Raw genomic sequence first — 22,080 nt, forward strand, 5'->3', positions numbered from 1 at the left:
GTGAGAGGGCGTCCTCGACGCGGAACCCCACTTGTCGTTGTGGCGTTCGTGTTCGTGTTGGTGTTCGCCCCGGGGCTCGCGTTCGCCACCCCAGACAGCGCGGCCGCTGGCGACTACGGTACCGCCTCGTTCAACGGAGACGGCCCATCTCATGGGCACAACGAGACGGACGACCGCGACCACGATAACACAGACAACTCGAAAAAACACACCACGCACGCCTCCCACGACGGCGTCACGCATCCGGACAAGCGCGGCGGCCACCGCCATGACACGGATGACGAGAGCGATTCCTCGTGGGGTGGCAAGGGTACTGGGCACGACGAATCGTGGCGTGACGGACACCGCGGGACGGACAAACACGACTGGAACGACGGCTGGCACAAGGGCCACAAGGACTGGCATTGGGGACACGACCGGGACGGAGACGACGGCGACAGCGAAACCGACGACGATGGAACCACTGACGACGGTGACACGACTGACCCACCAGACTCCGACTCAAACGACACGGACACGTCCGACGATAGCGGAACGGACACGCCAACAAACGACACGGACTCGTCAGGCGATACGACCGACCCCCCAGACGACACGGGTGGCAACGAAACTGACACGCCAGACGCGGGTGGCAACGAAACTGACACACCCGATGTAGGTTCTAACGAGACGGACACGCCTACTGACCCAGCCACGACCGAGACGGATACCTCGGGCGAGACGGGTGGGAACGAGACCGACACCCCGACCGATACGAACGAAACCGACACCGGCGACACCGAGCCGTCGGTGACCGGTGACAACGAGACGGATACAGAACCCCCTGCGACCGACAACAATACGACCGACGACACACCCAGTGAACCAATCACCGACGACGATACAGATTCGGTGAACGGAACCGATTCAGACGGGGTGTCGGATGAGCCTGCAGACACCGCCGACACGTCGAATAGCGACGACGAGTCGATAAATTCGGGCAGTGACTCCACCGAGACGGGAGCTGACTCGACGGGCGGCGACACGAGCGACTCGGATGGTGCAGACACAGGCGGCTCAAACGGCGGTGAAGACGATACAGCTGATAATGATGGCAGCGATTCGAGCAGCTCGTCCAGAGACCGCGACCGCGACAGTTCCAGCACCGATGAAGCCACGGATGGCTCAGCCGACACGTCACAGAATCAAGACGACGTGACGCCTGAACCAACGCCAGCGCAGGCAACGCCGACGCCTGACACGAACGATGACTTACCACCTGCCTCGACTGAGACGGCCGACCAATCCGACCCAGAGCGAATTGATGAGGTGTTTAACGACCAGACCCCGGCGCGTGGCGATGTGTTCGACGTCAACCTCAATTCGTTTGGCATGAATATTTTCACGCTCGCGGCAGCGCTGTTGGTCCTTGGAGTGGTGCTTACGACGGTTTTCGCGGTCCGCTACCTGCGGCGGCCGTGATAGAATCGACGGGTTAGCCCAAGTGCTGTGAGGCCGAGTGTGGCCACACCAAGGCTGCCAAGAACCGACGTCTGTCCGATGCCTGCGAGGCCGAGGGGTGTGACCGCTTCGCGGGCTTGGTGCATCACCCACGGCGTGGACAGCGGTTTCAGTGGGTCGCGTTCGTACACTTGTTCCCACAGCCAGTCGTCCACCGACTCGCCTGCGACCGATTCGACGGTCTGTTCGAACACCTCGTAGGTGATGGTTCCGTCGTACGTATTGAGTCGAGTCAAAACGTCAGCGAGCGACCGCTCGCCGTCGGTCGCGGTCTGAATGCGTTGGTCGAGGGTTGCGAGCGTGCGCATCCCTTTCGTGTACGGTACCGCCCGACTGTCCCACGACGCAGGCTCTGCGAGGACGGCGTCTTCGTAGCCCGGCTTGGTGACGAACTGCTGGGCTTCGCGTTCGCTCACGAGCCCCTGTTCCGCGGCCAGTCGTGCGCCGTAATATTCGGCTGAGGCTTCCCGAAGCCACTGCATTTCGGGAGCCAGCGTGAACGCTTGGCGGGTGTGGACGTACTCGTGGAGCCAGACGTTGTTCGGCGTGTCGAGCCGTGAATCGGCGTGTACCCAGAGTTCTCGCATCCGGAGGAAGGACTCGCCACCGCGGCGGGCGGGGTCCGGTAACGCGAACAGGAGGACCGACCCGCGCGGTTCGCCAATGCCGAGTGAGCCACTACTTTCGCTCAGCGTGTCGAGAATGCGCGAGGGCTCGTCTACCGTCTCCGCGCCGCGTGGGATGACGAGCCGGATGGTTTCACCGTTTGCGGTGCGCTGATACTGGTCGTACGGGCCGAGGAAGGCATAGCGTTTCCCGACGACGCCGGGGCCGTTTGTGGCAATTGTAACGCCGGTCTCACGCTGTTCGAACGGCCGGAGGGTGTGTTGGTCGCCGTCTTGTTGCCACGTCACTTCGAGCGCAGGGACGGGGCCGAGCACCCACTCGTCGGTTTTGGTGTATTCGGGGCCACCCGAGACAGCGTGTGAGTTCGTGACCGTGTATTCGAGCGTCAGTTTTGCGACCGACGACGACCCGTCCCACCGATAGAAGCGTCGCTCACCAGATTTGGTTTCTGTCAGTCCAGAAACTCCGACGACGTCGAACTCGACACCTGGGTCAACCCAGAGACCATCGGCAGTTGTCGGTTCGACTGCGATGTCATACCGCACGCCGTCGGAAGTTTTCGAACTCGTGACCGTGATTGCAGGCGACGACGTCGGCTGGTCGGCCACGGCTGCCATCGGTGCGAGCACTAGCAGAAGCCCTACCAACGCCACTGCCCGCACCCATGCCATTGAGACGGTCATCGACTGTGTTCACTTAACGATTGTGGCGGTTTCCTCGGGCAGTTGACGGGTTTCCCGGCCATTTTTATCCGAGACACCCACAGTGTTACCAAATGGCAGCCCCGTCGCTTTCACTGTTCATCGTCGCCTCGGTCGGCCTCATCCTCGCGCCGGGGCCAGACACCATCTACGTCCTCACCCGCGGCGTGAGCGACGGCCGCAGAGCAGGGCTGCTTTCGGCTGCCGGTATCAGCACCGGCATTCTTGTCCACACGCTCGGAGCCGTTCTTGGGCTCTCTGTCCTCTTACAGACCTCTGCAACCGCCTTCTCGATTGTCAAGTACGCGGGTGCGCTGTACCTCATCTATCTCGGCATCCAGACGTTTCTCGACGACGAACCGCTCACCATCGAGGACGACGACGAAAGCGACCACAGCTACCTGCAAGGCGTCGCCATCAACGTCCTCAACCCCAAAGTCGCGCTGTTTTTCCTTGCCTTCCTCCCGCAGTTCGTTGACTCTGCAACCGCGACCGGCCAGTTTCTCTTACTCGGGGGCATCTACGCCGTGTTGACGCTCACGTATCTCACGACTGTTGCCTTCCTCTCTGGGCGGGTGCGCGCCCTGCTCGCCGCGCGGCCGTCGCTCAATCGCGGGCTTCGCTGGGTCACGAGCAGTATCTTCGTCGCACTCGGCGCGCGCCTCGCCGTCGGCGACCACTTTTAGCCACACCGTCCCAAAATGGCGGTGACCGGCACTTTCAAACGTCTCGCTCACTAAGCGACGGCCATGAGTATGGAAACCGCACGACTGGAGGACATGGGCACGGAACTCGGCAAATCGATTGCCGACTCACCGACCTACCAGCGGTTCGAAGAAACCAAAGCAAAGGTCGAGAACTCAGAGGAAGCCCAACAGCGCGTCCAGAAGTTCGAACAGCTCCGCCAGGAGTTCATGCTGGCTCGTCAGACGGGCGAGGCGACCCAAGAAGACCTTCACAACCTCCAGAACGCACAGGCAGACCTCCACGAACTGCCCGTGATGGACGAGTTCCTCACCGCACAGGCGGAACTCGACGCGAAACTCGCCGCCGTAAACGACGCGATTTCCGCGGAACTCGCCGTTGACTTCGGCGAGAAGGCAGGCGGCTGCTGTCAGGACTGATCACGAGCGCTGACTTTTATCGAATTTAACATTTGTGGCGATTCTCAGCGAGTAGTATCGTCCAACATTCATATTCCCATCCTAGCCGTCGTTCCACGTGGGAGGGATGATAACATGGAACACTGTTTGAACTGTGGGGCAGGGGTATCGGGGCATTTCCGGCGGGTTTTTGGGGACAACAACAATCGCGTTAGTGCGTGTCTGGAATGTGCGTCTTTCAGGGATTTACAGGCAGGCGGTGCCGTCTCAGTCGCGCCAGTAGCGCAGCGCGACAGACGGTAGAGGCGTCACAACGTCACTCGTACTTCGAGGAGTGCTGGGTTTCTTGGTGGTGGTGCAGCGACCACCTGAGCGTAGCCCTTCGAAAGGTACAAACGCCCGGCTTTGGCACTAATGGGTATGGAACTGCGGGTCATCGAGAAGACGGAGAATGAACTCTCCATCGAGATTGCGGGCGAAGACCACACGTTCATGAACGTCCTGAAAGGCGCGCTCCTCGAACTCGAGGACGTGTCTGCGGCGACGTACGACATGAACCCTGAGCAGTCCGGTGGGCAAACCGACCCCATCCTCACCGTGAAAACGGTCGAAGGAGTCGACCCACTCGAAGCACTCGAAGAAGGTGCCGCGCGCGTCCGTGAGAAGGCCGGTTCCTTCCGCGCCGCGTTCGAAGCTGCTCAGTAACCCCGTTCTCGTTAGAGACGTACTGGAACGTCCCGTTCTGCGAGGTATTCTTTGACCTCGCGGATGGTGTACTCATCGAAATGGAAAATAGACGCCGCGAGCGCCGCGTCCGCGTTCGCCTCGGTGAACACCTCGTAGGCGTCTTCGGGGCCGCCACAGCCCGACGAAGCGATGACCGGCGTCGAAACCGCGTCACAGACCGCCGAGGTGAGCGGGATGTCGTAGCCGTCTTTCGTCCCGTCGGCGTCAATGGAGTTGACGAACAGCTCGCCAGCACCGCGCGACTCGGCTTCAATTGCCCACTCGACCACGTCTTTTCCCGTCCCTTCACGGCCGCCTTTGACCGTACACTCGAACCAGCAGGACTCACCGTCTATTTCGACGTAGTGTTCGCCCTGTTCGTCGAAACGCCGCCGGGAGTCCACGCTGATGACGATACACTGGCTGCCGAACGCCGCTGCGCCCTCCTCGATGAGTTCGGGGCGTTCGAGCGCACCGGTTGTAATCGAGACTTTGTCTGCACCCGCGCGAAGGGTTTCTTTGATGTCGGCTTTCGTTCGGATGCCGCCGCCGACGGTGAGCGGGATGAACACCTCGTCTGCCACCCGCGAGACGGTGTCGAGCATCGTCTCACGGCCATCGGAACTCGCGGTGATGTCGAGGAAGACGAACTCGTCTGCGCCCGCTTGGTTGTACGCCTTCGCCATCTCGACGGGGTCGCCGGTGTACTTGAGGTCGGTGAAGTTCACGCCCGTATAGACCGCCGCGTTTCCGTCGTCGTCCAACGCCACGTCGATGCAGGGGATGATCCGCTTGGTGAGCATTCTTTATCGTGTGTAGGGTCTCCGAGTATCAAAAGGGGCGCGACTGAAGCAACTTTCTACAAACTGTTCAATATCTCCAACTGAATTAATTACTATAAATTTTCACTTCCCTCTTAGTAATTTCCGTCAATGAAAGTCAAATAAGACATCAAAATTAGAGTGCCTGGTGCTAGCAAAATACCAAATAAAATAAACGATGCTGCAATTTCAATTGGTCCAGGCAAGTTGAGAGATAGAAAAAGGGTGACTAGTCCCATAGTCAATAGAATACTAGAAATACCTCCAATTGTGAAAATAAACCACCGAAATTCTTGCGGACCTAATACACCCACTCCTCCACTTAGGCCTTTTTTCTGCTGTCGTCTGTGAGAATAATCGAGTAATATCTGAATTAGAATTACTAAGACTGGGAGAAATAATGCTACTAATTGAACTAGACCGAGAGTGAATTCTCCGAGTGGTTCAGAGGGGGAAATGAACGATTGGTCAACAAACAAAGAGGGAATCCAGACAACTAATCCTCCTAAAATAAATGCGATTATTATCATTTTCTTCCAACGAGATTGCATATGCAATCCCAAACATCTATTCTTTGAAATGTCTTGCTTATCGTTCTTTTATCGCCGTAACTACACTCCGACATAGCAAAGTACCACCGGCCAAATGCTCCGATATGGACGACCACACACACGACGGCGACCACGACCACCACGAAGGCGAAGTCGAAGGCCGCGTCACCTCCCCGATGCAAGAGTTCTCGATGGGACAGGTCACGACGGGCTTCATCATCACCCTCATCGGGCTTGCGGTCGTTTTCGGTCTCGCGTTCGCACTGGCGTAACGTCCTGATTTTTCTACTGTGGCTTTCGTCACCAGCCCAGAGCGACGCCACTCTCCAGTGATTAAGGACCTGAAAAACGAGACATCCGAGTTATTCGAGTTCGCGCTCGATGATGGCGCGCAGGTCGGCAATTGCTTCTGACGAGGCTGACAGTGCTTCGTCGTTGACCGTGAGCGAGAGCGTCCCCTCGGTCGTCGCCGTACCAAGGTCGTACACCGGCGCGACGCCGTCGAAGGCTTCTTTGACAGCCTCTGGGTCGGTCGTCTCGATGACGGCGCGACCGGGCTGTTCGTGAAACAGGAGTTCTGGCGCGGAGGCGTCCCCCGAAATCGCCACGTCTGCGCCCGTCTCCTCGGTGACCATCTCGGCGAGCGTCACGGCGAGGCCGCCGTGGCTCGCGTCGTGGGCGGCGAGCGTGGTGTCCTGATTCACGACTCCGGCGAGCGTTTTGACGAACGCTGGGGCGTCGTCTGGGAGCGTCGGGAACTCGTCTTCTCCGCCGAACTGGGCGACGTACTCAGAGCCACCGAGTCCAGAGTTTTCGCCAGCAAGGACGGAATCGCCGACGAGCAGGAGCGTACCTTCTCCGGCGAAGAACGCGGGTGGTGCTTTGTAGCTGTCTTTCGTCCCGACCATCGCAAGCGTCGGCGTTGGTGGAATCGGTCCGGCCTGCGAATCGTTGTAGAGCGAGACGTTCCCGCCGACCACGGGTACCGAGAGGGCTGCGCACATGTCCGCGAGGCCATCGACAATTGCCTTGAAGCCGTGGTACACGTCGGGCTTTTCGGGGTTGCCGCCGTTCAAGCAGTCCACTGCTGCGAGTGGGGTTGCGCCTTTCACGGCGAGGTTCGTCGCGTTTTCGAGCGCCACTGCGCGGGCACCCTCGTAGGGGTTCGCGCTCGTCCAGTTCGGGTCTGCGCCCGCGGTGAACGCGAGGCCCAGCTCGGCTTCGCGGATGGCGAGGACTGCGCCGTCTTGGCCCGGCCCGATTGCGGTTCGGGTGCCGACTTCGTGGTCGTACTGCCGGTAGACCCAGCGCTTGCTCGCGGTGTTCGGACTGCCGACGAGCGTTTCGAAGGCGTCTGTGAGGTCGATGTCGGGCAGGTTGCGTTCGACTTCTTCTGGGGCTTCCGTTGCGAGGTCGTTCATCGGCGCGCCTTCACAGAGGAATTCGACGGGCACGTCGACGACCGTCTCGCCTTCGAAGGTGCAGATGTAGCGTCCGGAGTCGGTCACGTCGCCGATGACCGAACAGCCGAGGTCGTAGCGCTCTGCGAGTGCTTCGACGCGTGCGACGTTTTCGGGGGTGACTTCGTACACCATCCGCTCTTGGGATTCGGCGAGCAGGATTTCGAGGGGGACCATGTTCGGCTCGCGCTGGTGGACAGTTTCGAGTTCGAGCACCGCGCCCTTCCCGCCTTTTGCGATGAGTTCGCTGGATGCGCCGCCGAGGCCCGCCGCACCAAGGTCGCGGGCCGATTCGATTAGCTCCTCGTCCAAGAGTGCCTCGTTGCACTCGATGAGGAGTTTTTCCGTGTACGGGTCGCCGACCTGTACGGCAGGGCGGTCTTCGGTTTCTGCGTCTTCTGCGAGGTCTTCGGAGGCGAACGATGCGCCGCCGAGGCCGTCTCTGCCGGTCGAATTTCCGACGAGGACGAGTTTGTTGCCAACGGATTGGGCTTCTGCGGTGACCATCCGGTCTGCGGGCAGGAGACCCACGCACGCGACGTTCACGAGCGGGTTGCCGACGTAATCGTCGTGGAAGGCCACGCTCCCGGCGACGGTCGGTACGCCAATCGAGTTGCCGTAATTGCTAATCCCTTCGACCACGCCTTCGAAGAGGTAGCGCGAGTGTTCGCGGTCGAAGCCGCCGAAGTAGAGGCTGTCGGCGAGCGCGATTGGGTAGGCTCCCATTGAGAGGGTGTCGCGGACGATGCCGCCAACGCCCGTCGCCGCCCCGTCGTAGGGGTCGACGTACGACGGGTGGTTGTGGCTCTCGATACCCATCGTGATGTACACGTCGTCGGTCAGTTTGACCACGGCGGCGTCGTCGCCGGGGCCGATGACCACTTGGTCGCCCTCGCTTTCGAACGCGCCGAGGAGGGGGCGCGACGAGCGATAGGCGCAGTGTTCGCTCCAGAGGTTTTCGAACAGGACTTCTTCTGCGTCAGTCGGCTCTCGGCCCAACTGCGCAACCACCAGTTCCTTGTCCGACTCGGCAAGACTCATTCACCTATCTGTTGAGATAGTCGGGGTAAAGACCTTTTCATGTGCATGAACGTGCCCAAAATTGGGGCGCGCTGTGATGTGCCAGCGCAGGCGCTCGTGATTCCGAGGCCCTTTTCAAGACCGACGCGCTACCTCCGGGTGTGCTGTCGGTCGAGCTTCACACACACTCACAGCTTTCGTTCGACGGGCGCGACCCCGTCGACCTCCTGTTAGAACAGGCAGCAGCCGTTGGCTTGGACGCCCTCGCCATCACGGACCACGACGAGATAGACGCCAGCCTCGAAGCCGCTGAGAAGGCAGAAGCGTACGGGCTGGTTGGCATTCCCGGTATGGAAATCACGAGCGCCGCGGGTCACATTCTCGCCTTTGGTATCCACGAGAAAATCCCGTCCTACCGGCCGTTCGACGAAACGCTCGACCGCATCCGCGACCAGGGAGGGCTCGCGGTCATCCCCCACCCGTTCCAGAAATCCCGGAGCGGCGTCGCCCCCCACATCACCACTGAACAGCTTGCAAGCGCAGACGCCATCGAGGTGTACAACTCTCGGCTTCTCACCGGCCGGGCAAACCGGAAGGCAGAGCGCTTCGCCCGCGCTCGGAGCCTCCCGATGACCGCCGGGAGCGACGCCCACATCAGCGAGATGGTCGGGCAGGCGGTCACCGAAATCGATGCAGACGAACGGAGCGTTCCCGCCATTCTCGAAGCCATCCGCGACGGTCGCACGAGCGTTGTTGGCCAGCGCACCCCGTGGCACATCAGCTTCGCACAGGCTGCCGGTGGCGCGAAACGCCGCGTGAAAAACCGGCTGTCCTCGATGCTTGAGTGATGGACGGCACGGACCCGGCCACCGTCCGCCGGGCGCTCGATTCAGGAGATTCACTCCCCGGAACCGGCGGTTTCGCGGGCGACCTTGACGGCGCGCTCGTCCGCGACGTGCTCGGCCGCTATCCCATTTTCTCGGAGACTGATGACCCGACGGCGTGGAGCTTCGACCACCGCGACCTCACGAATCCGAGTCTCGTCCCAGCAGGTTGTCAGCGGACTACAGACGGCGACGAGCAGGTGTGGCAGTTACCCGAACCGCCACTGTTCGAGTCTCGTACAGAGGCCATCGAATCGACCAGAACCGCGGTCGAAACACAACTCTCTGCCCTTCCCGAAGACACGCCCGTCGCCTTCTCTGGCGGTGTTGATTCGGCCGCCCTCGGCGCGTATCTCGACGGCCCGCTCTACGTGACTGGCTTCCCCGGCAGCCACGACATCGAGGCCGCCCAATCAGCCGCGCGACTGCTCGGCAAAGACCTCACGGTCATCGAAGTGACTCACGATGTACTCGAAGCAGCCATTCCCGAGGTCGCGCGTGCGACTGGGCGAACAAACCCGATGGACGTGGGCATCGCCCTCCCGCTCTATCTCACCGCGAAACGCGCCGCCGCAGACGGGTACGACACTCTCGCGGTCGGGCAGGGCGCAGACGAGTTGTTCGGCGGCTACGAGAAAATCACCCGCGCGCCAGACGACCACCGCGTCGAAGCGGACACCGTTCGGGGTGCGGCCCGCGAAGTGATTGCGACGCTCGCAGCCCAACTCCCCCGCGACGTACTCGCGCTTCGTGCCGCGGGCGTCGAACCCGTCGCGCCCCTGCTTCACGACGAGGTAGTCGAAGCGAGCCTTCGTCTGCCGGAGGACTTGCTCGTGAGTCCGCGTGGCGAGCGCAAATTCGCCTTCCGGATGGCCGTCCGAGAGTGGACGCCAGACCCGATTGCCTTCCGCGAGAAAAAGGCGGTACAGTACGGGAGTCTCATCGCCCGCGAACTCGACCGACTCGCGCGGCAGGCGGGCTACAAAAAGCGGATGGACGACCACGTCGGTGAGTACATCAAGTCGTTGCTGTAGGCCGCGATACGTTGACTCTTCTCGCCGCCGTAGTTTTGGTATGGCAGTACACATCCGACCAAAAGAGCTGGTTCGTCGCTACACGGAAGAAGTCTGGAGCAAGGGCGACGTAGACGCCATGCCCGAGATTCTGACACAACACCAGATTTACCACGACCCCGCAGGCTCTGGCGAGGAGCATCTGTCTGAGTTCGCCACCTTTATCCAGCGATACAGAGACGCATTCCCTGACCTGCGCTTTGACGTCTCGCACATGGTCGAAGAAGGCGACCACGTCGCCTTTTGGGGGCGCGTGACGGGCACCCACGAGGGGCCGTTCATGGGTCTCGAACCGACGGGCAGACAAATCGACATCATGGGTATCAGCGCGGTCAGGCTCGAAGACGGAAAAATCGCAGAACGGTGGGCGAATTTCGACATTTTGGGAATGCTCCAGCAACTCGGCGTCGAACCGCTCGGTACGCTGTAGCTACTGGGCTGCTTCGACGGCGTCGATGGCTTCGATGCCGTGGACAATCACGTCGGGTTCAAGTCGGTCGCCATCTTCGCGCAACTCGGCTTTCGTAAACCAGTGCCACGTCTCGATTTCGCCGTCTTCGGGTGTGATGTCGCGGTGTTCGACTGACCCAAAATAGACGAAATCGATGTGCTGGTGGCCAACGTGTTCTGCAAAAACGTTCACGTCCGCGAGTTGGAGATGGGCGGGTTCGGGGAGTGGTTCGACGGTGAGGGAAGACGCACCGGTTCGCTCTGCGAGCAGGGTCACGTCCAAGCCCGTCTCCTCTTTCACTTCGCGGATGGCGGCTTCGTGGGGGAGTTCGTCGCGGTCGATGTGGCCACCGGGCGGGAGCCACATGTCCAGATGTTTGTGGTCGTGGAGAGCTGTGGCTCCGTCGTTGACGATGTAGACGGTCGAAGTGAAATGGCGAGTCGTCTCCATGGGTCGAAAAAACCCGGAAAAGCCGTCAGTGTTCCGCTTAGATGACCTGCTCTTCTGCTTCGAGCAGTTCGTGGTAGCGGTTGCGGATGGTGACTTCGCTGATGTTCGCGATATCAGAGACTTGGCTCTGGGTCACCTTCTCGTTCGAGAGCAATGCGGCGGCGTAGACGGCGGCGGCGGCGAGGCCGACCGGCGACTTCCCGCTGTGGACGCCTTGCTGTTTCGCGGTTTTCAGGAGTTGTCGGGCGCGCATCTCGACCTCGTCTGAGAGGCCAAGCGAGGAGGCAAAGCGCGGGACGTAGCTCTCTGGGTCAGCGGGACGCACTTCGAGTTTGAGTTCGCGGGCCACGTAGCGATAGGTGCGCGCGATTTCGCTCTTTTCAACGCGAGAGACGTTGGTAATCTCGTCTAAGCTCCGGGGCATGCTCGCTTGGCGGGCGGCGGCGTAGAGCGCTGCCGTGGCGACGCCCTCGATGGAGCGGCCGGGCAGGAGGTTCTCCGTGAGTGCGCGGCGGTAGATGACCGACGCGGTCTCACGAACGTCTTTCGGGAGGCCGAGTGCGCTGGCCATGCGGTCGATTTCGCCGAGCGCCTGTTTCAGGTTGCGCTCTTTGGAGTCACGCGTGCGGAAGCGTTCGTTCCACTTGCGAAGCCGCTGCATCTTCGCGCGCTGGCGGGAGCCGAGGGATTTACCGTAGGCGTCTTTGTTCTGCCAGCTAATGTTCGTTGACAGTCCCTTGTCGTGCATCATCTGGGTCGTCGGTGCGCCGACGCGGGACTTTTCGTCGCGTTCTGAAGAATCAAAAGCGCGCCATTCCGGGCCGCGGTCGATAGTGCCTTCGTCTACGACGAGGCCACAGTCTTGGCACACCGTCTCGCCGTGTTCTGCGTCGGCGAGGAGGTTGCCACTACATTCCGGGCAGACAAGCTCTTCTTCCTGTGTTTGTTCGGGCTGTTCTCGCTCGCTCGTCCGCTCGTCTGTTCGGGTTCGAATACTCGTATCAGTCATTGTCTGGTGTATCACACTGCAGAGAGAAGTAGCAGAGACGGCGTCGATACACCGTTTTGTTGTATCTCTGGCGACTTAAATGCTTCGGGCGAATCAGGCCTTCTGTCTGTCGATTTCGACAAATTAACTGAATTCAAATTTACTTCGGGTCAGTGTACCTGTCAGGCGTTCACGTCCTGAAACCCGAGCATCGAAACCCTTACCGCTTGCCCGCGTGTGCAAAAAGCCATGAGCGATACGGTTGTCGACGCAGACGAGGTTCGCCACATCGCAGACCTCGCGCGCATCGACCTTGACGACGAGGAGGTCGAACTGTTCGCCCGACAGTTCGGGGACATCCTCGACTACTTCGGTGCGCTTGACGAAGTGCCCGAGGTTGAACAGGAGGCAGACCTTGTGAACGTAATGCGCCCCGACGAAGTTCACGACGGGCTCACGCAAGCAGAAGCGCTCCAGAACGCTCCAGAGACGGAGGATGGCTACTTCAAAGGACCACGCGTCTCATGACTGATCTCAATATCTTCCTCACTGAGGAGTCCATCGACGGTGCGGACGATGGCCCGCTTGCGGGCAAGACCGTCGCTGTCAAAGACAACATCTCCACGAAAGGCGTCCGCACGACGTGCGGCTCAAAGATGCTCGAAGAGTACGTGCCACCGTACGACGCAACTGTCGTCTCTCGCCTGAAGGAAGCAGGCGCGACCATCGTCGGAAAGACCAACATGGACGAGTTCGGGATGGGGACGACGACCGAAACCTCCGCCTACGGCCCGACACTCAACCCCCTCGACGAAGACCGCGTGCCGGGCGGGTCGTCTGGTGGCAGTGCCGCCGCCGTCGCCGCGGGCGACGCAGACCTCGCGCTTGGCTCTGATACCGGTGGGTCGATTCGCTGTCCCGCCGCGTTCTGTGGCGTCGTCGGCATCAAACCGACCTACGGGCTCGTCTCGCGCTACGGCCTCGTCGCCTACGCAAATTCGCTAGAACAGATCGGGCCAATCGCCTCGAGCGTCGAAGCAGCCGCCGCGCTCTTGGACGTGATTAGCGGGAAAGACCCACACGACGCGACCACTCGCGAGAAGCCCGACGTGACCTACGCTGACGCCGCAACCGGCGACGTTGAGGGCCTCACCATCGGCGTCCCGACCGAACTCGTCTCCGGCGCAGACGACGGTGTTGTCGAGCAGTTCCACGACGCACTCTCGGAACTCGAAGCGCAGGGCGCAACCGTCGAAGAAGTCACGCTCCCCTCCGTCGAACACGCCGTACAAGCCTACTACGTCATCGCCATGTCGGAAGCCTCCTCGAACCTCGCCCGGTTCGACGGCGTCCGCTACGGCATCTCCGGTGGCTACGAAGGCAACTGGAACAAAGCCTACGCCCGCTCGCGCGAGGCTGGCTTCGGCGACGAGGTCAAACGCCGCATTCTCCTCGGCACGTATGCCCTCTCTGCGGGCTATCACGACCGCTACTACAAGAAGGCACAGGACGCCCGTGAGTGGATTAAACAGGACTTCAACGCGGCGTTCGAGAGCGTGGACGTGCTCGCCAGCCCAACGATGCCAACGCCGCCGTTCAAGCTCGGCGAGAGTCTCTCTGACCCGCTTCAGATGTACCTCGCAGACGCGAACACGGTGCCCGTGAACCTCGCAAACCTGCCCGCACTCTCCGTGCCCGCAGGCGAAACCGATGGCTTACCAGTTGGCCTGCAGCTCATCGGTCCGGCCTTCGGCGAAGAAGTCATCATCCGCGCCGGCAGCGCGCTCGCCTGAGCTAACGTAGCTTTTTCTCGGTCACCACCGATTTTGAGCCATGGCTGACGACACGATGTCACTGGGTGCGTGGATTGCGATTGGTACAGGGATGGGTGCTGCGCTCGGCGTCGCGATGGACAACATTGCGATTGGCGTGGCGATGGGAATCGCAATGGGCGCCGCAATCGGCACGGCCTACCAACAGCAAAACGAGGAGTGAGTCTATCCGTTGTAGGCGAGGTTCATAATCCAGTGACTCAGGGCGTCACTGCGCGGGTCGATGTCTTCTTCACCGATGAACGGCGAGAGCAGGTCGCCCGCCATCAGCAGTGAAAAGTCTAAATCCTTGGGCGCGGGCGTGACGAAGTACGTCGTGTGGCCGTTGTACACCGCTTCCTCACGGCGGATGAAATCTTTGGCCAGCAGTGACTCCACGATGCGACTCCCTTTTCGGGAACTCACATCGAGTTTTTTCCAGAAGTCACTCTGGTAAACGCCACCCGTCTCGCGGATGAGTTCGAGTCCTGCCCGCTCGTCCTCGGAGAGTTCAGCCTCCGCTTCTGCCGTACTCATGGATTGAACCAATTGCCCCAAGGAGGTTAAATCTGACCTTCGACGGGTTCGTATTCGGTCGTACACGGCGACCCGGCGGCGAAGTCGTAGGTCCCGTCGCCGCTCGCGCCAATCGTGACGAGCGATGACGAGCGCGTGCCGTAGCCATCCTCATGGATACACACGCCAAAGTCGTGGTCAGAAATCGCGTCTCGCGCCCGGTGGAGCCAGCCCGTTGCAGTCTCTGCCGGCGTCGGTTCGAGCGCGTTGAGGAGACGAATCGCGTTCTGTGACTGCTGTTCACCCGCTTCGGGGAATCGCGGCGGCTCGAAGAACTCGCCGTCTATTCCAACATTGACGACGACGTGGACGCCGGGGTCGAGATTTCGAATCTGTTTGCGCCCGTCCCACTCAACGAACAACGCGGCGTTCGCATCCGCAAGCACGAGGTTGAACCCATCGTACTCTTGCGCATCTAACTCACGTTCGACGTATCGCGTCGCCGCTTCTGCCGTTTCGTAGGAAAGTGCGTCTCTGACGAGCAGGCCGCGCGAGCGCGGGGCGTTGAGTTCTGTCTCAATCCAGCGGTTGGTGATGGCGACGAACACGCCGTGTTCGTTGTAGCCAATCCACGTTCCACCGGCTTCGCTGTCGCCCGGCGCGACGATTTTTGGGTCGCCGTCGCTGACCTGCGGCGGCGTCGAGGGTCGGTCTACACGTTCGTCACGGTTGGCAGCGACGACGAGCGGCGTGTCGTCGAACACCTGCCACGCGAAAGTGAGCGTACACACAGCCCCTCATAGGTCGCGTGCGCTTCTAAACCCTTGGCGTGGACGTTATCGGCGAAGCGCCTCGCGCACTTTCTCGCGCTCGACTGTCCCCGACGCCGTTCGAGGCAACTCTGTGGCGAACCCAACCACGCGCGGGCACTTGTAGCCCGCAAGCGTGGCTTTGCAGTGGGCTTTCAGTTCGTCGCTGGTGACGTCTTCGTCACCCTCTGTGATGACGAGCGCACAGACGCGCTCGCCCCATTCAGCATCGTCGATGCCAACCACGGCCGCGTCGGCCACAGCCGGATGCGTGCACAACACAGCCATGACCTCTGCCGGGTCGACGTTCTCACCGCCCGTGATGATGCGGTCTGCACGCCGGTTCGCCACCCAGAGTCGTCCGCCCTCGTCTTGATATCCCATATCGCCCGTGTGCAAGCCGTACGCTGAAAAGGCGTCGACGGTCGTCTCGTAGTCGTCGTAATACTCCTTCATGACTGTCGGTCCGGAGACGACGAGCTCGCCCGGCTCGCCCGGCTCGACGGGGTCGCCGTCGTCACCGACCACGGTCACGTCTGAGCCAAAGAGCGGTCTGCCGACCGTTCCGGGATACGTAAACGCCTCGCTTGGCGTCGCGGTGGCAATCTGCGAGGCGGCTTCGGTCATGCCGTAGGTTGGGTAGACGGGGACGCTCTCGCGTTCGCATCGCTTGATGAGGTCGTCGGGTGCTGGCGCACCGCCGAGCAACACGAATCGGAATGAGCCAAAGGAGACGCCAGCATCGAGCAGGCGCGAGAGCATCACAGGCACGAGCGAGATACCCGTCGGCTGGTAGGTAGCGATGGCGTCGCCCACCGCCTGTTCGTCGAAGTCTTCGACTAACACAACAGTCGAACCGTAGCGCGCCGCGCGCAGAATCGGGGACAGCCCGCCCATGTGATAGAGCGAGAGGCAGACGAGCCACCGGTCGTCGGGGAGCGTGCCGAGGCGGTAGGCCGAGGCTTCGGCGCTCGCCGCAAAGTTGCCGTGGGTGAGGACGACGGCCTTCGGCTGGCCGGTCGTCCCGGAGGTGAACATGATGAGTTGCGGGTCGTCTGCGTCCCACGTCGCCGGCTGAACCTCTGCTGTCGGCTGAGAATCGAGTTTCGTGACGTGGTTTCTGCGACTTGCATCGAGCGACACCACCGAGACGCCCGTCCCCTCAGTTGCGGCGGCGGTCGCTTCTGTGTCGTCGCTACAGACGAGCACCGACACGCCCGCTCGCTCAATTTGCGGGGCGAGTTCAGCCTCGGTCAGGCGCGTGTTCAGCGGGACGAGCACCGCGCCCAGCCGCGCGACAGCGTGGATGAGCCGGACGTAGGCGACGCTCGTTTCGAGCAGGACGCCAACGTGGTCGCCAGGAAGCACACCCACACCGGCGAGGTGTCCGGCGGTTTCATTCACCGCTCTGGTCAACTCGTGGTACGTCCAGTGTGTGTTATCGCTGGCGTCGATAAGCGCAGTCGCGTCGGGCGAGGCACGCGCTCGCTGGGCAACCCAGTCTCGCATCATAGTCCACTCAGGACTGGGTGAACATTGCCCTTTCCCTGTGGGACCGCGATTGTGCCGTCTGTGACGGGCACGGGGTCTGACTCCGCCACATCCGCGGCAAGAAAACTTGCGGTGGCAAGCCCACATGCCGCCACGTCTTGCAGACTTGCGGCGAGATGCACTGCTGCCGCCCGCGCCACCGCGCCGTCAATCGTGGTCGTTACGATGCAATCGACACCGGCCTCGCGTGCGGCAACCGCCGCTTCACGCGCCACATCGACGCCGCCGAGGGCCATTGGTTTGAGCACGAGCACGTCGGCCGCCTCCGCGTCGAGAATTTCTGCGATAGTTCGCTCAGTGAGCGATTCATCGAGGCCGATACGCACGTCACCGCCGCGAAACCGGGCATGCTCTTTGAGGTGCGTCGCAGGGAGGGGCTGTTCGAGCATCGAGAGAGTTGCCTTCTCGAAGCCGTCGATTGCGCGCTTCGCCGTGGGAACGTCCCACGCGCCGTTCGCGTCAGCTCTGAGTTCGATTTGCTCACCAACTGCAGCACGGACGGCAGCCACGCGCTCTACGTCGGCAGCGACCGTGTCTGCGCCGACCTTGAGCTTGAGCGTACGAAAGCCGTCTGCGACCGCCTGTTCTGCGGCTTCGACAGTCTCTCGAACGGTTCCCGCGCCAATCGTCGCGTTCACGGGAATGGTTTCGACGCGCATTTCGCCGCCGAGAAATCGGTAGAGCGGTTGGTCTGTGGCCTGCGCACGGGCGTCTGCCACCGCGAGCGAGAGGCCGTGGCGGGCGGCCGGATTCTCTGAGAGGGCGGCTATCGCTTCGTCGACCTTCTCTGACTCAACCGCCGGGCGAACTGCGTTGAGCGCGATTTCACAGGCGTCGAGCGATTCAGTCCAGCCGGGGAGTGGTGTCGCCTCACCGAGGCCGGAGACGCCGTCTACGGTCACACGGACGAGAAACCCCTCGCGCGCTGCGATGCCGCCTGCGGCTGTGTTCAGGGGTGTCTTGAGCGGCAACGAGAATCGGGTGCGTTCCATCAGAGTACCGCCGGTGCGGCGAACCCGAGGGCGAACAGAATCGAGTGAATCGCAAGCAGTTGGCCGGTCTGTTCGAGCGCGGGATTGAGCGCCGCGCCGTCAGTTCGGGTCAGTACGGTCCGCGCGACGCGCACCGCAATCGGCAGCGAGAGGAGTGGCAGAAGCGCGAACTGCGAGTACGCCGGGTCGAGGGCGAACATTGCGGGCACGGCGTAGGCAATGGCGAGCATGAGCAGGTATTCGACGCGACTCCACCGGTAGCCGAGTCGCACCGCGAGGGTTCGCTTTCCGGTTTTCGTGTCGGTTTCTTTGTCCCGAATGTTGTTCACGACGAGAATCGCCGTTGAGAGCGCGGCGGGCGCGAGACTCGCCACCAATGCGGAGAGTGGGAGCGTTCCCGGTGGGACGGTCATTGGAATGCCCGCCACGGCATCGACGGCTTGCACGTAGTACGTCCCGGTTACGGCGACGATGCCGAAAAAGACAAACACGAACACGTCACCGAGGCCGTGGTAGCCAAGGGGATACGGGCCACCGGTGTAGGCGATGCCGCTCGCCACACTTGCGAGGCCGATGACAACGATGGGAAGCCCACCGACGGAGACGAGGTACGTCCCCGAGACGATGGCGATGGCGAAAGTGAGGTACATCGCGCGTTTGACTTCCTCTGGGGCGATGATACCGGCCTGTGTCACCCGGGTGAAGCCCTGTCGCTCGTCGGTGTCTGCGCCCTTTACGGCGTCGTAGTAGTCGTTTGCGAAGTTCGTCCCAATCTGGATGAGCAGCGCGCCAACGAGCGCGGCGAGCGCCGGCAGCGCAGCGAAGACACCGTTGTGGACGGCAAGTCCGGTGCCGACGATGACGGGGGCGGCCGCGGCGGGAAGTGTCTGCGGGCGGGCGGCCATCACCCACGCCTTCGTCGGCGAGATGGTCGCGGTGTCAGTCATTCTGTTGGCAGTTAGGAAGGCAGCGACATAGCGACTGTGGTTCTGTGGAACGCAGAAAGCAGTAAATTCGTCGTCTTGCCTACTCGACGACGCTCTCGGTTCCGGCGAGTGCGGGCGCTAACACGCGGTACATCCCCGGCAACGTCGAGAATCTGAGTGCAAGGTCGCGGGCGGTGATGTGCCACTTCGTCGGCGGGATGAGATAATTCGCCGTCTGACGGCCAGACGCCTGCTTTTCGCGCGTTTTCGGCTTCAGGTACGCTTCGTACGCTGCCAATCCGGCTTCGAGAGAGTCGGCCGCTTTGAGTTTCTTTGCCAGCACGTACGCCCCACCCATCGCCATCGACGCGCCCTGTCCGGCGAGCAACGAGACGGCGTAGGCAGCGTCACCGACGAGCGTGACGCGTCCTTTCGACCACTCATCGAGCTCGATTTGGGCGACTTGGTCGTAATAGACCGAACCGTTTTCGGGGCAGTGGTCGAGCGCGTCGGGGACGAGCCAGCCGAGGTCACCGAACCGGCGGCCGAGTTCGGCACACGGGTTCTCCGGCAAGTCGCTCTCAGGCTCGCGGTGGGCGAACCACGTCGCAACTTTGTCCCCACGAATCGGGTAGAAGCCAGTTATCTTGTTCGGGACGGTGAGATTCCTGAACTCGCCGTCGAGGGCGGCGCGAAACGACGCATCCTCGAAGATGTACGCCGCGGTGTGATAGCCGAGATACCGCAGATAGTGCGTCTCCGGGCCGAACACGAGTTCTCTGACCCGCGAGTGGATGCCGTCTGCGCCGACGAGTAAGTCTGCTTCTTCCTCTGTGCCGTCGCTCAGTGTCATCGAGACTGTGTCGCCGTCCTGCGCCACGGCGTCGATGGTGGTGCTGTAGCGCAGCTCCACGGAGTCGGGGAGTGCTTCGTACAATACGCGCTCTAAATCCCCGCGCATGAGCGAGAGGAGCCGCCCGTCTTGGAGGCGTCTGAACAGGTTGTAATCGGGCGCGGAGACTGGCTTTCCCGCCTGATTCACGTTTGAAATCGTGTCGATGGTGTACTGGGCGGCATCCAACTCGAAGAGAATCCCCATCCGCTCTGCGACGTCGTAGCCGGAGCTGAAGAAGTCTATCATGTACCCCTCGTCTCGCAGACCGGGTGCGAGTTCGAGGACGACCACGTCCCAGCCGGTCTTGTCTAACCACCACGCGAGGGTGAGGCCCGCGATTCCCGCCCCACAGATGAAAACTCCCCCAGCGTCTCGGGCGTCGTGACCGTCGTTCGCCGCAGAATCCACCATATATCAAAACAAACGAACGAGGTGCGTTTAGCTGTTACTTGGCTCTCGCACTCAGTAGTGCCACGGGAACACTTTTCTTGGGTGCATACAACGCAAACAAGAATTCTACCAACCGTACTCAAAGACTTAGACTCATAGGTAATTCAGAACGGCAGAATCATCAGTACGTCTTCAAAGACTCGAACTGCCAAGCGACGGATAGTAAAATAAAAGCAAGTGCGGTGACACCTATGCGCTAGTTGTGTCTGGTTTTGATTTTCAACAGGCTTCCTTCATCCTACTTATATTCACCTCGTACTTGGGCATCCAAACACACACTTTCCAGGTAAGAACCAGCATCAGAGAATCAATCGAACAACTGGATGATTACGAATTTCGTAGGGGAAGCGTGAAGCTAAAACCGATACTACACCGGTTCAAGTATCGAAGTCGATGGAGTACGTCAGAGGTGCAACTCCAATGGCGTACTCCTGGTAACCATGCAACAACCAGCAGTGTTCACGGGAGTCCTTTCTGGTGGCTAAAGCCAAAGGGTAGGGACGATTTTTGTAGAGCAGTCGAAAATCTAGAAAAAGTTGTGGATTGTGAACGAGACAGCAGAGGTATTCAGTTCACGATTAAGTCGAAGGATCCAGTTGAGGTTCGTCGCATTGTCCAAGCAGTGTGTGATATTACCGAAAAATCATACGACAACCAGCCGTGAGCAGGCTGTAAATTCATTCCGGTTAGGACATCAGACGTGTTTGAACACCATATTGGGCGTATGGAGATCTACCACTAGCACATCCAAGTTTGACAGTGTATATAGTGCTGGCATTGAGTGTGAATCAACTGACTCAATGCATTGAGGCCCGTAGGGTTACAACTGGTATTGACTGTGCTGTATGTACACCGTTCAATAGTGCCACGGGTACTTCGAGAAGTCGGGATCGCGCTTCTCGACGAAGGCCTCGCGGCCCTCTTTTGCCTCGTCGGTCATGTAGCCAAGCCGGGTCGCTTCACCGGCGAACACCTGCTGGCCGACCATCCCATCAGTATCCATGTTGAAGGCGAATTTGAGCATCCGCATGGCGGTTGGCGATTTTGCGTTGATTTCTGCGGCCCAGTCGAGCGCCACGTCTTCGAGGTCTTCGTGGGCGACAACCTCGTTGACCATGCCCATCTCGGCGGCTTCGTCGGCCGAATAATCCTTCCCGAGGAAGAAGATTTCGCGGGCTTTCTTCTGGCCGACTTGGTGGGCGAGATACGCGGAGCCGAAGCCGGCGTCGAAGCTTGCCACGTCCGGGTCGGTTTGCTTGAAGATGGCCTTCTCGGAGGCGAGGGTCATGTCGCAGACGACGTGGAGGCTGTGGCCGCCGCCGACCGCCCAGCCCGGCGTGACGGCGATGACGGGCTTTGGCATGAAGCGGATGAGTCGCTGGACTTCGAGGATGTGCAGGCGGCCCGTGTCAGAGGCTCCGGCCTCGTCGCCCTCGTACTGGTAGCCGTCGTCGCCGCGGATGGTCTGGTCGCCGCCCGAACAGAACGCCCAGCCGCCGTCTTTCGGCGAGGGGCCGTTGCCGGTGAGGAGCACGCAGCCAACATCCGTCTGGCGACGCGCGTGGTCGAGCGCGGTGTAGAGTTCGTCAACCGTCCCGGGGCGGAAGGCGTTTCTGACCTCGGGGCGGTCGAAGGCGATTCTGACGGTGCCCTGGTCGGTCGCGCGGTGGTAGGTGATGTCCTGAAAATCGAATTCTGCAATCGCGTCCCAGCGGTCGGGGTCGAAAATATCTGAAACCATACGACCACTCGGGTCGGGCGGCGCAAAAAGATTC

The 22,080-nt window shown here is 61.0% G+C and carries 24 protein-coding genes; 11 read left to right on the top strand and 13 right to left on the bottom strand.

Annotated features, from left to right (window positions below; genetic code table 11):
- Window positions 1–1,461 (top strand): hypothetical protein, encoded by a 1,461-nt coding sequence (locus V5N47_RS13950; RefSeq protein ID WP_338728360.1) that lies wholly within the window; start codon window positions 1–3, stop codon window positions 1,459–1,461.
- Here V5N47_RS13950 and V5N47_RS13955 read toward each other — a convergent pair.
- A complete protein-coding gene (locus V5N47_RS13955) occupies window positions 1,443–2,798 on the bottom strand; it encodes a hypothetical protein (protein ID WP_338728361.1) in 1,356 nt (451 codons plus the stop codon). The genes V5N47_RS13950 and V5N47_RS13955 overlap by 19 nt on opposite strands.
- Window positions 2,799–2,902: 104 nt before the next feature.
- On the opposite strand from V5N47_RS13955, the gene V5N47_RS13960 reads away from it, so the two are divergent.
- The 3 genes from V5N47_RS13960 to V5N47_RS13970 all read left to right on the top strand — a co-directional run bounded on the left by V5N47_RS13960 (window position 2,903) and on the right by V5N47_RS13970 (window position 4,636).
- Window positions 2,903–3,514, top strand: coding sequence for a LysE family translocator (locus tag V5N47_RS13960; RefSeq protein ID WP_338728362.1), 612 nt, complete (start codon window positions 2,903–2,905; stop codon window positions 3,512–3,514).
- A gap of 63 nt (window positions 3,515–3,577) precedes the next feature.
- Window positions 3,578–3,952 carry a YlbF family regulator gene (locus V5N47_RS13965; protein ID WP_338728363.1) on the top strand — a complete coding sequence of 125 codons (375 nt, stop codon included), beginning with the start codon at window positions 3,578–3,580 and terminating at the stop codon, window positions 3,950–3,952.
- 399 nt (window positions 3,953–4,351) lie between these two features.
- Window positions 4,352–4,636 (top strand): DNA-directed RNA polymerase subunit L, encoded by a 285-nt coding sequence (locus tag V5N47_RS13970; protein WP_338728365.1) that lies wholly within the window; start codon window positions 4,352–4,354, stop codon window positions 4,634–4,636.
- An 11-nt stretch (window positions 4,637–4,647) separates the two neighbouring features.
- Here V5N47_RS13970 and hisF read toward each other — a convergent pair whose 3' ends face one another.
- Together hisF and V5N47_RS13980 are read right to left on the bottom strand one after the other, a co-directional pair.
- Window positions 4,648–5,460, bottom strand: coding sequence for an imidazole glycerol phosphate synthase subunit HisF (hisF, locus tag V5N47_RS13975; RefSeq protein ID WP_338728366.1), 813 nt, complete (start codon window positions 5,458–5,460; stop codon window positions 4,648–4,650).
- A gap of 113 nt (window positions 5,461–5,573) precedes the next feature.
- A complete protein-coding gene (locus tag V5N47_RS13980) occupies window positions 5,574–6,029 on the bottom strand; it encodes a hypothetical protein (protein WP_338728367.1) in 456 nt (151 codons plus the stop codon).
- Window positions 6,030–6,133: 104 nt separating this feature from the next.
- Here V5N47_RS13980 and V5N47_RS13985 point away from each other — a divergent pair, with 104 nt between their 5' ends.
- Window positions 6,134–6,301, top strand: a complete 168-nt coding sequence (locus V5N47_RS13985) for a hypothetical protein (RefSeq protein ID WP_338728368.1) — start codon at window positions 6,134–6,136, stop codon at window positions 6,299–6,301.
- Window positions 6,302–6,391: 90 nt separating this feature from the next.
- On the opposite strand, the gene purL is transcribed toward V5N47_RS13985, so the two are convergent.
- Window positions 6,392–8,530, bottom strand: a complete 2,139-nt coding sequence (gene purL / locus V5N47_RS13990) for a phosphoribosylformylglycinamidine synthase subunit PurL (RefSeq protein ID WP_338728370.1) — start codon at window positions 8,528–8,530, stop codon at window positions 6,392–6,394.
- Window positions 8,531–8,670: 140 nt separating this feature from the next.
- On the opposite strand from purL, the gene V5N47_RS13995 reads away from it, so the two are divergent.
- The 3 genes from V5N47_RS13995 to V5N47_RS14005 are packed head-to-tail and all read left to right on the top strand — an operon-like array spanning window position 8,671 to window position 10,896.
- Window positions 8,671–9,357, top strand: coding sequence for a PHP domain-containing protein (locus V5N47_RS13995; protein ID WP_338728372.1), 687 nt, complete (start codon window positions 8,671–8,673; stop codon window positions 9,355–9,357).
- A complete protein-coding gene (locus tag V5N47_RS14000; protein ID WP_338728374.1) occupies window positions 9,357–10,427 on the top strand; it encodes an asparagine synthetase B in 1,071 nt (356 codons plus the stop codon). The genes V5N47_RS13995 and V5N47_RS14000 overlap by 1 nt, the downstream gene beginning before the upstream one ends.
- A 40-nt stretch (window positions 10,428–10,467) precedes the next feature.
- Window positions 10,468–10,896: an ester cyclase gene (locus tag V5N47_RS14005; RefSeq protein ID WP_338728375.1), complete on the top strand. Its 429-nt coding sequence runs from the start codon at window positions 10,468–10,470 to the stop codon at window positions 10,894–10,896.
- Here V5N47_RS14005 and V5N47_RS14010 read toward each other — a convergent pair whose 3' ends face one another.
- Both V5N47_RS14010 and V5N47_RS14015 read right to left on the bottom strand, forming a co-directional pair.
- A complete protein-coding gene (locus tag V5N47_RS14010; RefSeq protein ID WP_338728376.1) occupies window positions 10,897–11,367 on the bottom strand; it encodes an NUDIX domain-containing protein in 471 nt (156 codons plus the stop codon). It lies immediately after the preceding gene.
- A 37-nt stretch (window positions 11,368–11,404) separates the two neighbouring features.
- Entirely contained in the window at window positions 11,405–12,376 is a 972-nt protein-coding gene (locus V5N47_RS14015) for a transcription initiation factor IIB (protein WP_338728377.1), read from the bottom strand.
- A 228-nt stretch (window positions 12,377–12,604) separates the two neighbouring features.
- On the opposite strand from V5N47_RS14015, the gene gatC reads away from it, so the two are divergent.
- The 3 genes from gatC to V5N47_RS14030 are packed head-to-tail and all read left to right on the top strand — an operon-like array spanning window position 12,605 to window position 14,350.
- Window positions 12,605–12,883, top strand: a complete 279-nt coding sequence (gatC, locus tag V5N47_RS14020) for an Asp-tRNA(Asn)/Glu-tRNA(Gln) amidotransferase subunit GatC (protein ID WP_338728379.1) — start codon at window positions 12,605–12,607, stop codon at window positions 12,881–12,883.
- Entirely contained in the window at window positions 12,880–14,148 is a 1,269-nt protein-coding gene (gene gatA / locus V5N47_RS14025) for an Asp-tRNA(Asn)/Glu-tRNA(Gln) amidotransferase subunit GatA (RefSeq protein ID WP_338728382.1), read from the top strand. The genes gatC and gatA overlap by 4 nt, the downstream gene beginning before the upstream one ends.
- Before the next feature lie 40 nt (window positions 14,149–14,188).
- Window positions 14,189–14,350, top strand: coding sequence for a hypothetical protein (locus V5N47_RS14030; RefSeq protein ID WP_338728384.1), 162 nt, complete (start codon window positions 14,189–14,191; stop codon window positions 14,348–14,350).
- A 2-nt stretch (window positions 14,351–14,352) separates the two neighbouring features.
- Here V5N47_RS14030 and V5N47_RS14035 read toward each other — a convergent pair whose 3' ends face one another.
- The 7 genes from V5N47_RS14035 to V5N47_RS14065 form a co-directional block, all read right to left on the bottom strand.
- Window positions 14,353–14,703, bottom strand: coding sequence for a MarR family transcriptional regulator (locus V5N47_RS14035; protein ID WP_338728385.1), 351 nt, complete (start codon window positions 14,701–14,703; stop codon window positions 14,353–14,355).
- Between the two features lie 26 nt (window positions 14,704–14,729).
- Entirely contained in the window at window positions 14,730–15,473 is a 744-nt protein-coding gene (locus V5N47_RS14040) for an NRDE family protein (protein ID WP_338728386.1), read from the bottom strand.
- A 45-nt stretch (window positions 15,474–15,518) separates the two neighbouring features.
- Complete coding sequence (gene menE / locus V5N47_RS14045; protein WP_338728387.1) at window positions 15,519–17,003, bottom strand: o-succinylbenzoate--CoA ligase; 1,485 nt, start codon at window positions 17,001–17,003, stop codon at window positions 15,519–15,521.
- Window positions 17,000–18,034: an enolase C-terminal domain-like protein gene (locus V5N47_RS14050; RefSeq protein WP_338728388.1), complete on the bottom strand. Its 1,035-nt coding sequence runs from the start codon at window positions 18,032–18,034 to the stop codon at window positions 17,000–17,002. The genes menE and V5N47_RS14050 overlap by 4 nt, the downstream gene beginning before the upstream one ends.
- On the bottom strand, window positions 18,034–18,981 hold the full coding sequence (locus V5N47_RS14055) for a 1,4-dihydroxy-2-naphthoate polyprenyltransferase (protein ID WP_338728389.1): 948 nt from the start codon (window positions 18,979–18,981) through the stop codon (window positions 18,034–18,036). Before V5N47_RS14055 ends, V5N47_RS14050 begins: the two co-directional genes overlap by 1 nt.
- A gap of 79 nt (window positions 18,982–19,060) precedes the next feature.
- A complete protein-coding gene (locus V5N47_RS14060; RefSeq protein ID WP_338728391.1) occupies window positions 19,061–20,266 on the bottom strand; it encodes an FAD-dependent monooxygenase in 1,206 nt (401 codons plus the stop codon).
- 895 nt (window positions 20,267–21,161) lie between these two features.
- The gene (locus V5N47_RS14065; protein ID WP_338728392.1) at window positions 21,162–22,046 is read right to left on the bottom strand and encodes a 1,4-dihydroxy-2-naphthoyl-CoA synthase; all 885 of its coding nucleotides are present in this window, start codon (window positions 22,044–22,046) and stop codon (window positions 21,162–21,164) included.
- Window positions 22,047–22,080 lie beyond the last annotated feature (34 nt).

The sequence above is a fragment of the Haladaptatus sp. DJG-WS-42 genome, from assembly GCF_037198285.1.
GTDB lineage: Archaea > Halobacteriota > Halobacteria > Halobacteriales > Halococcaceae > QDMS2.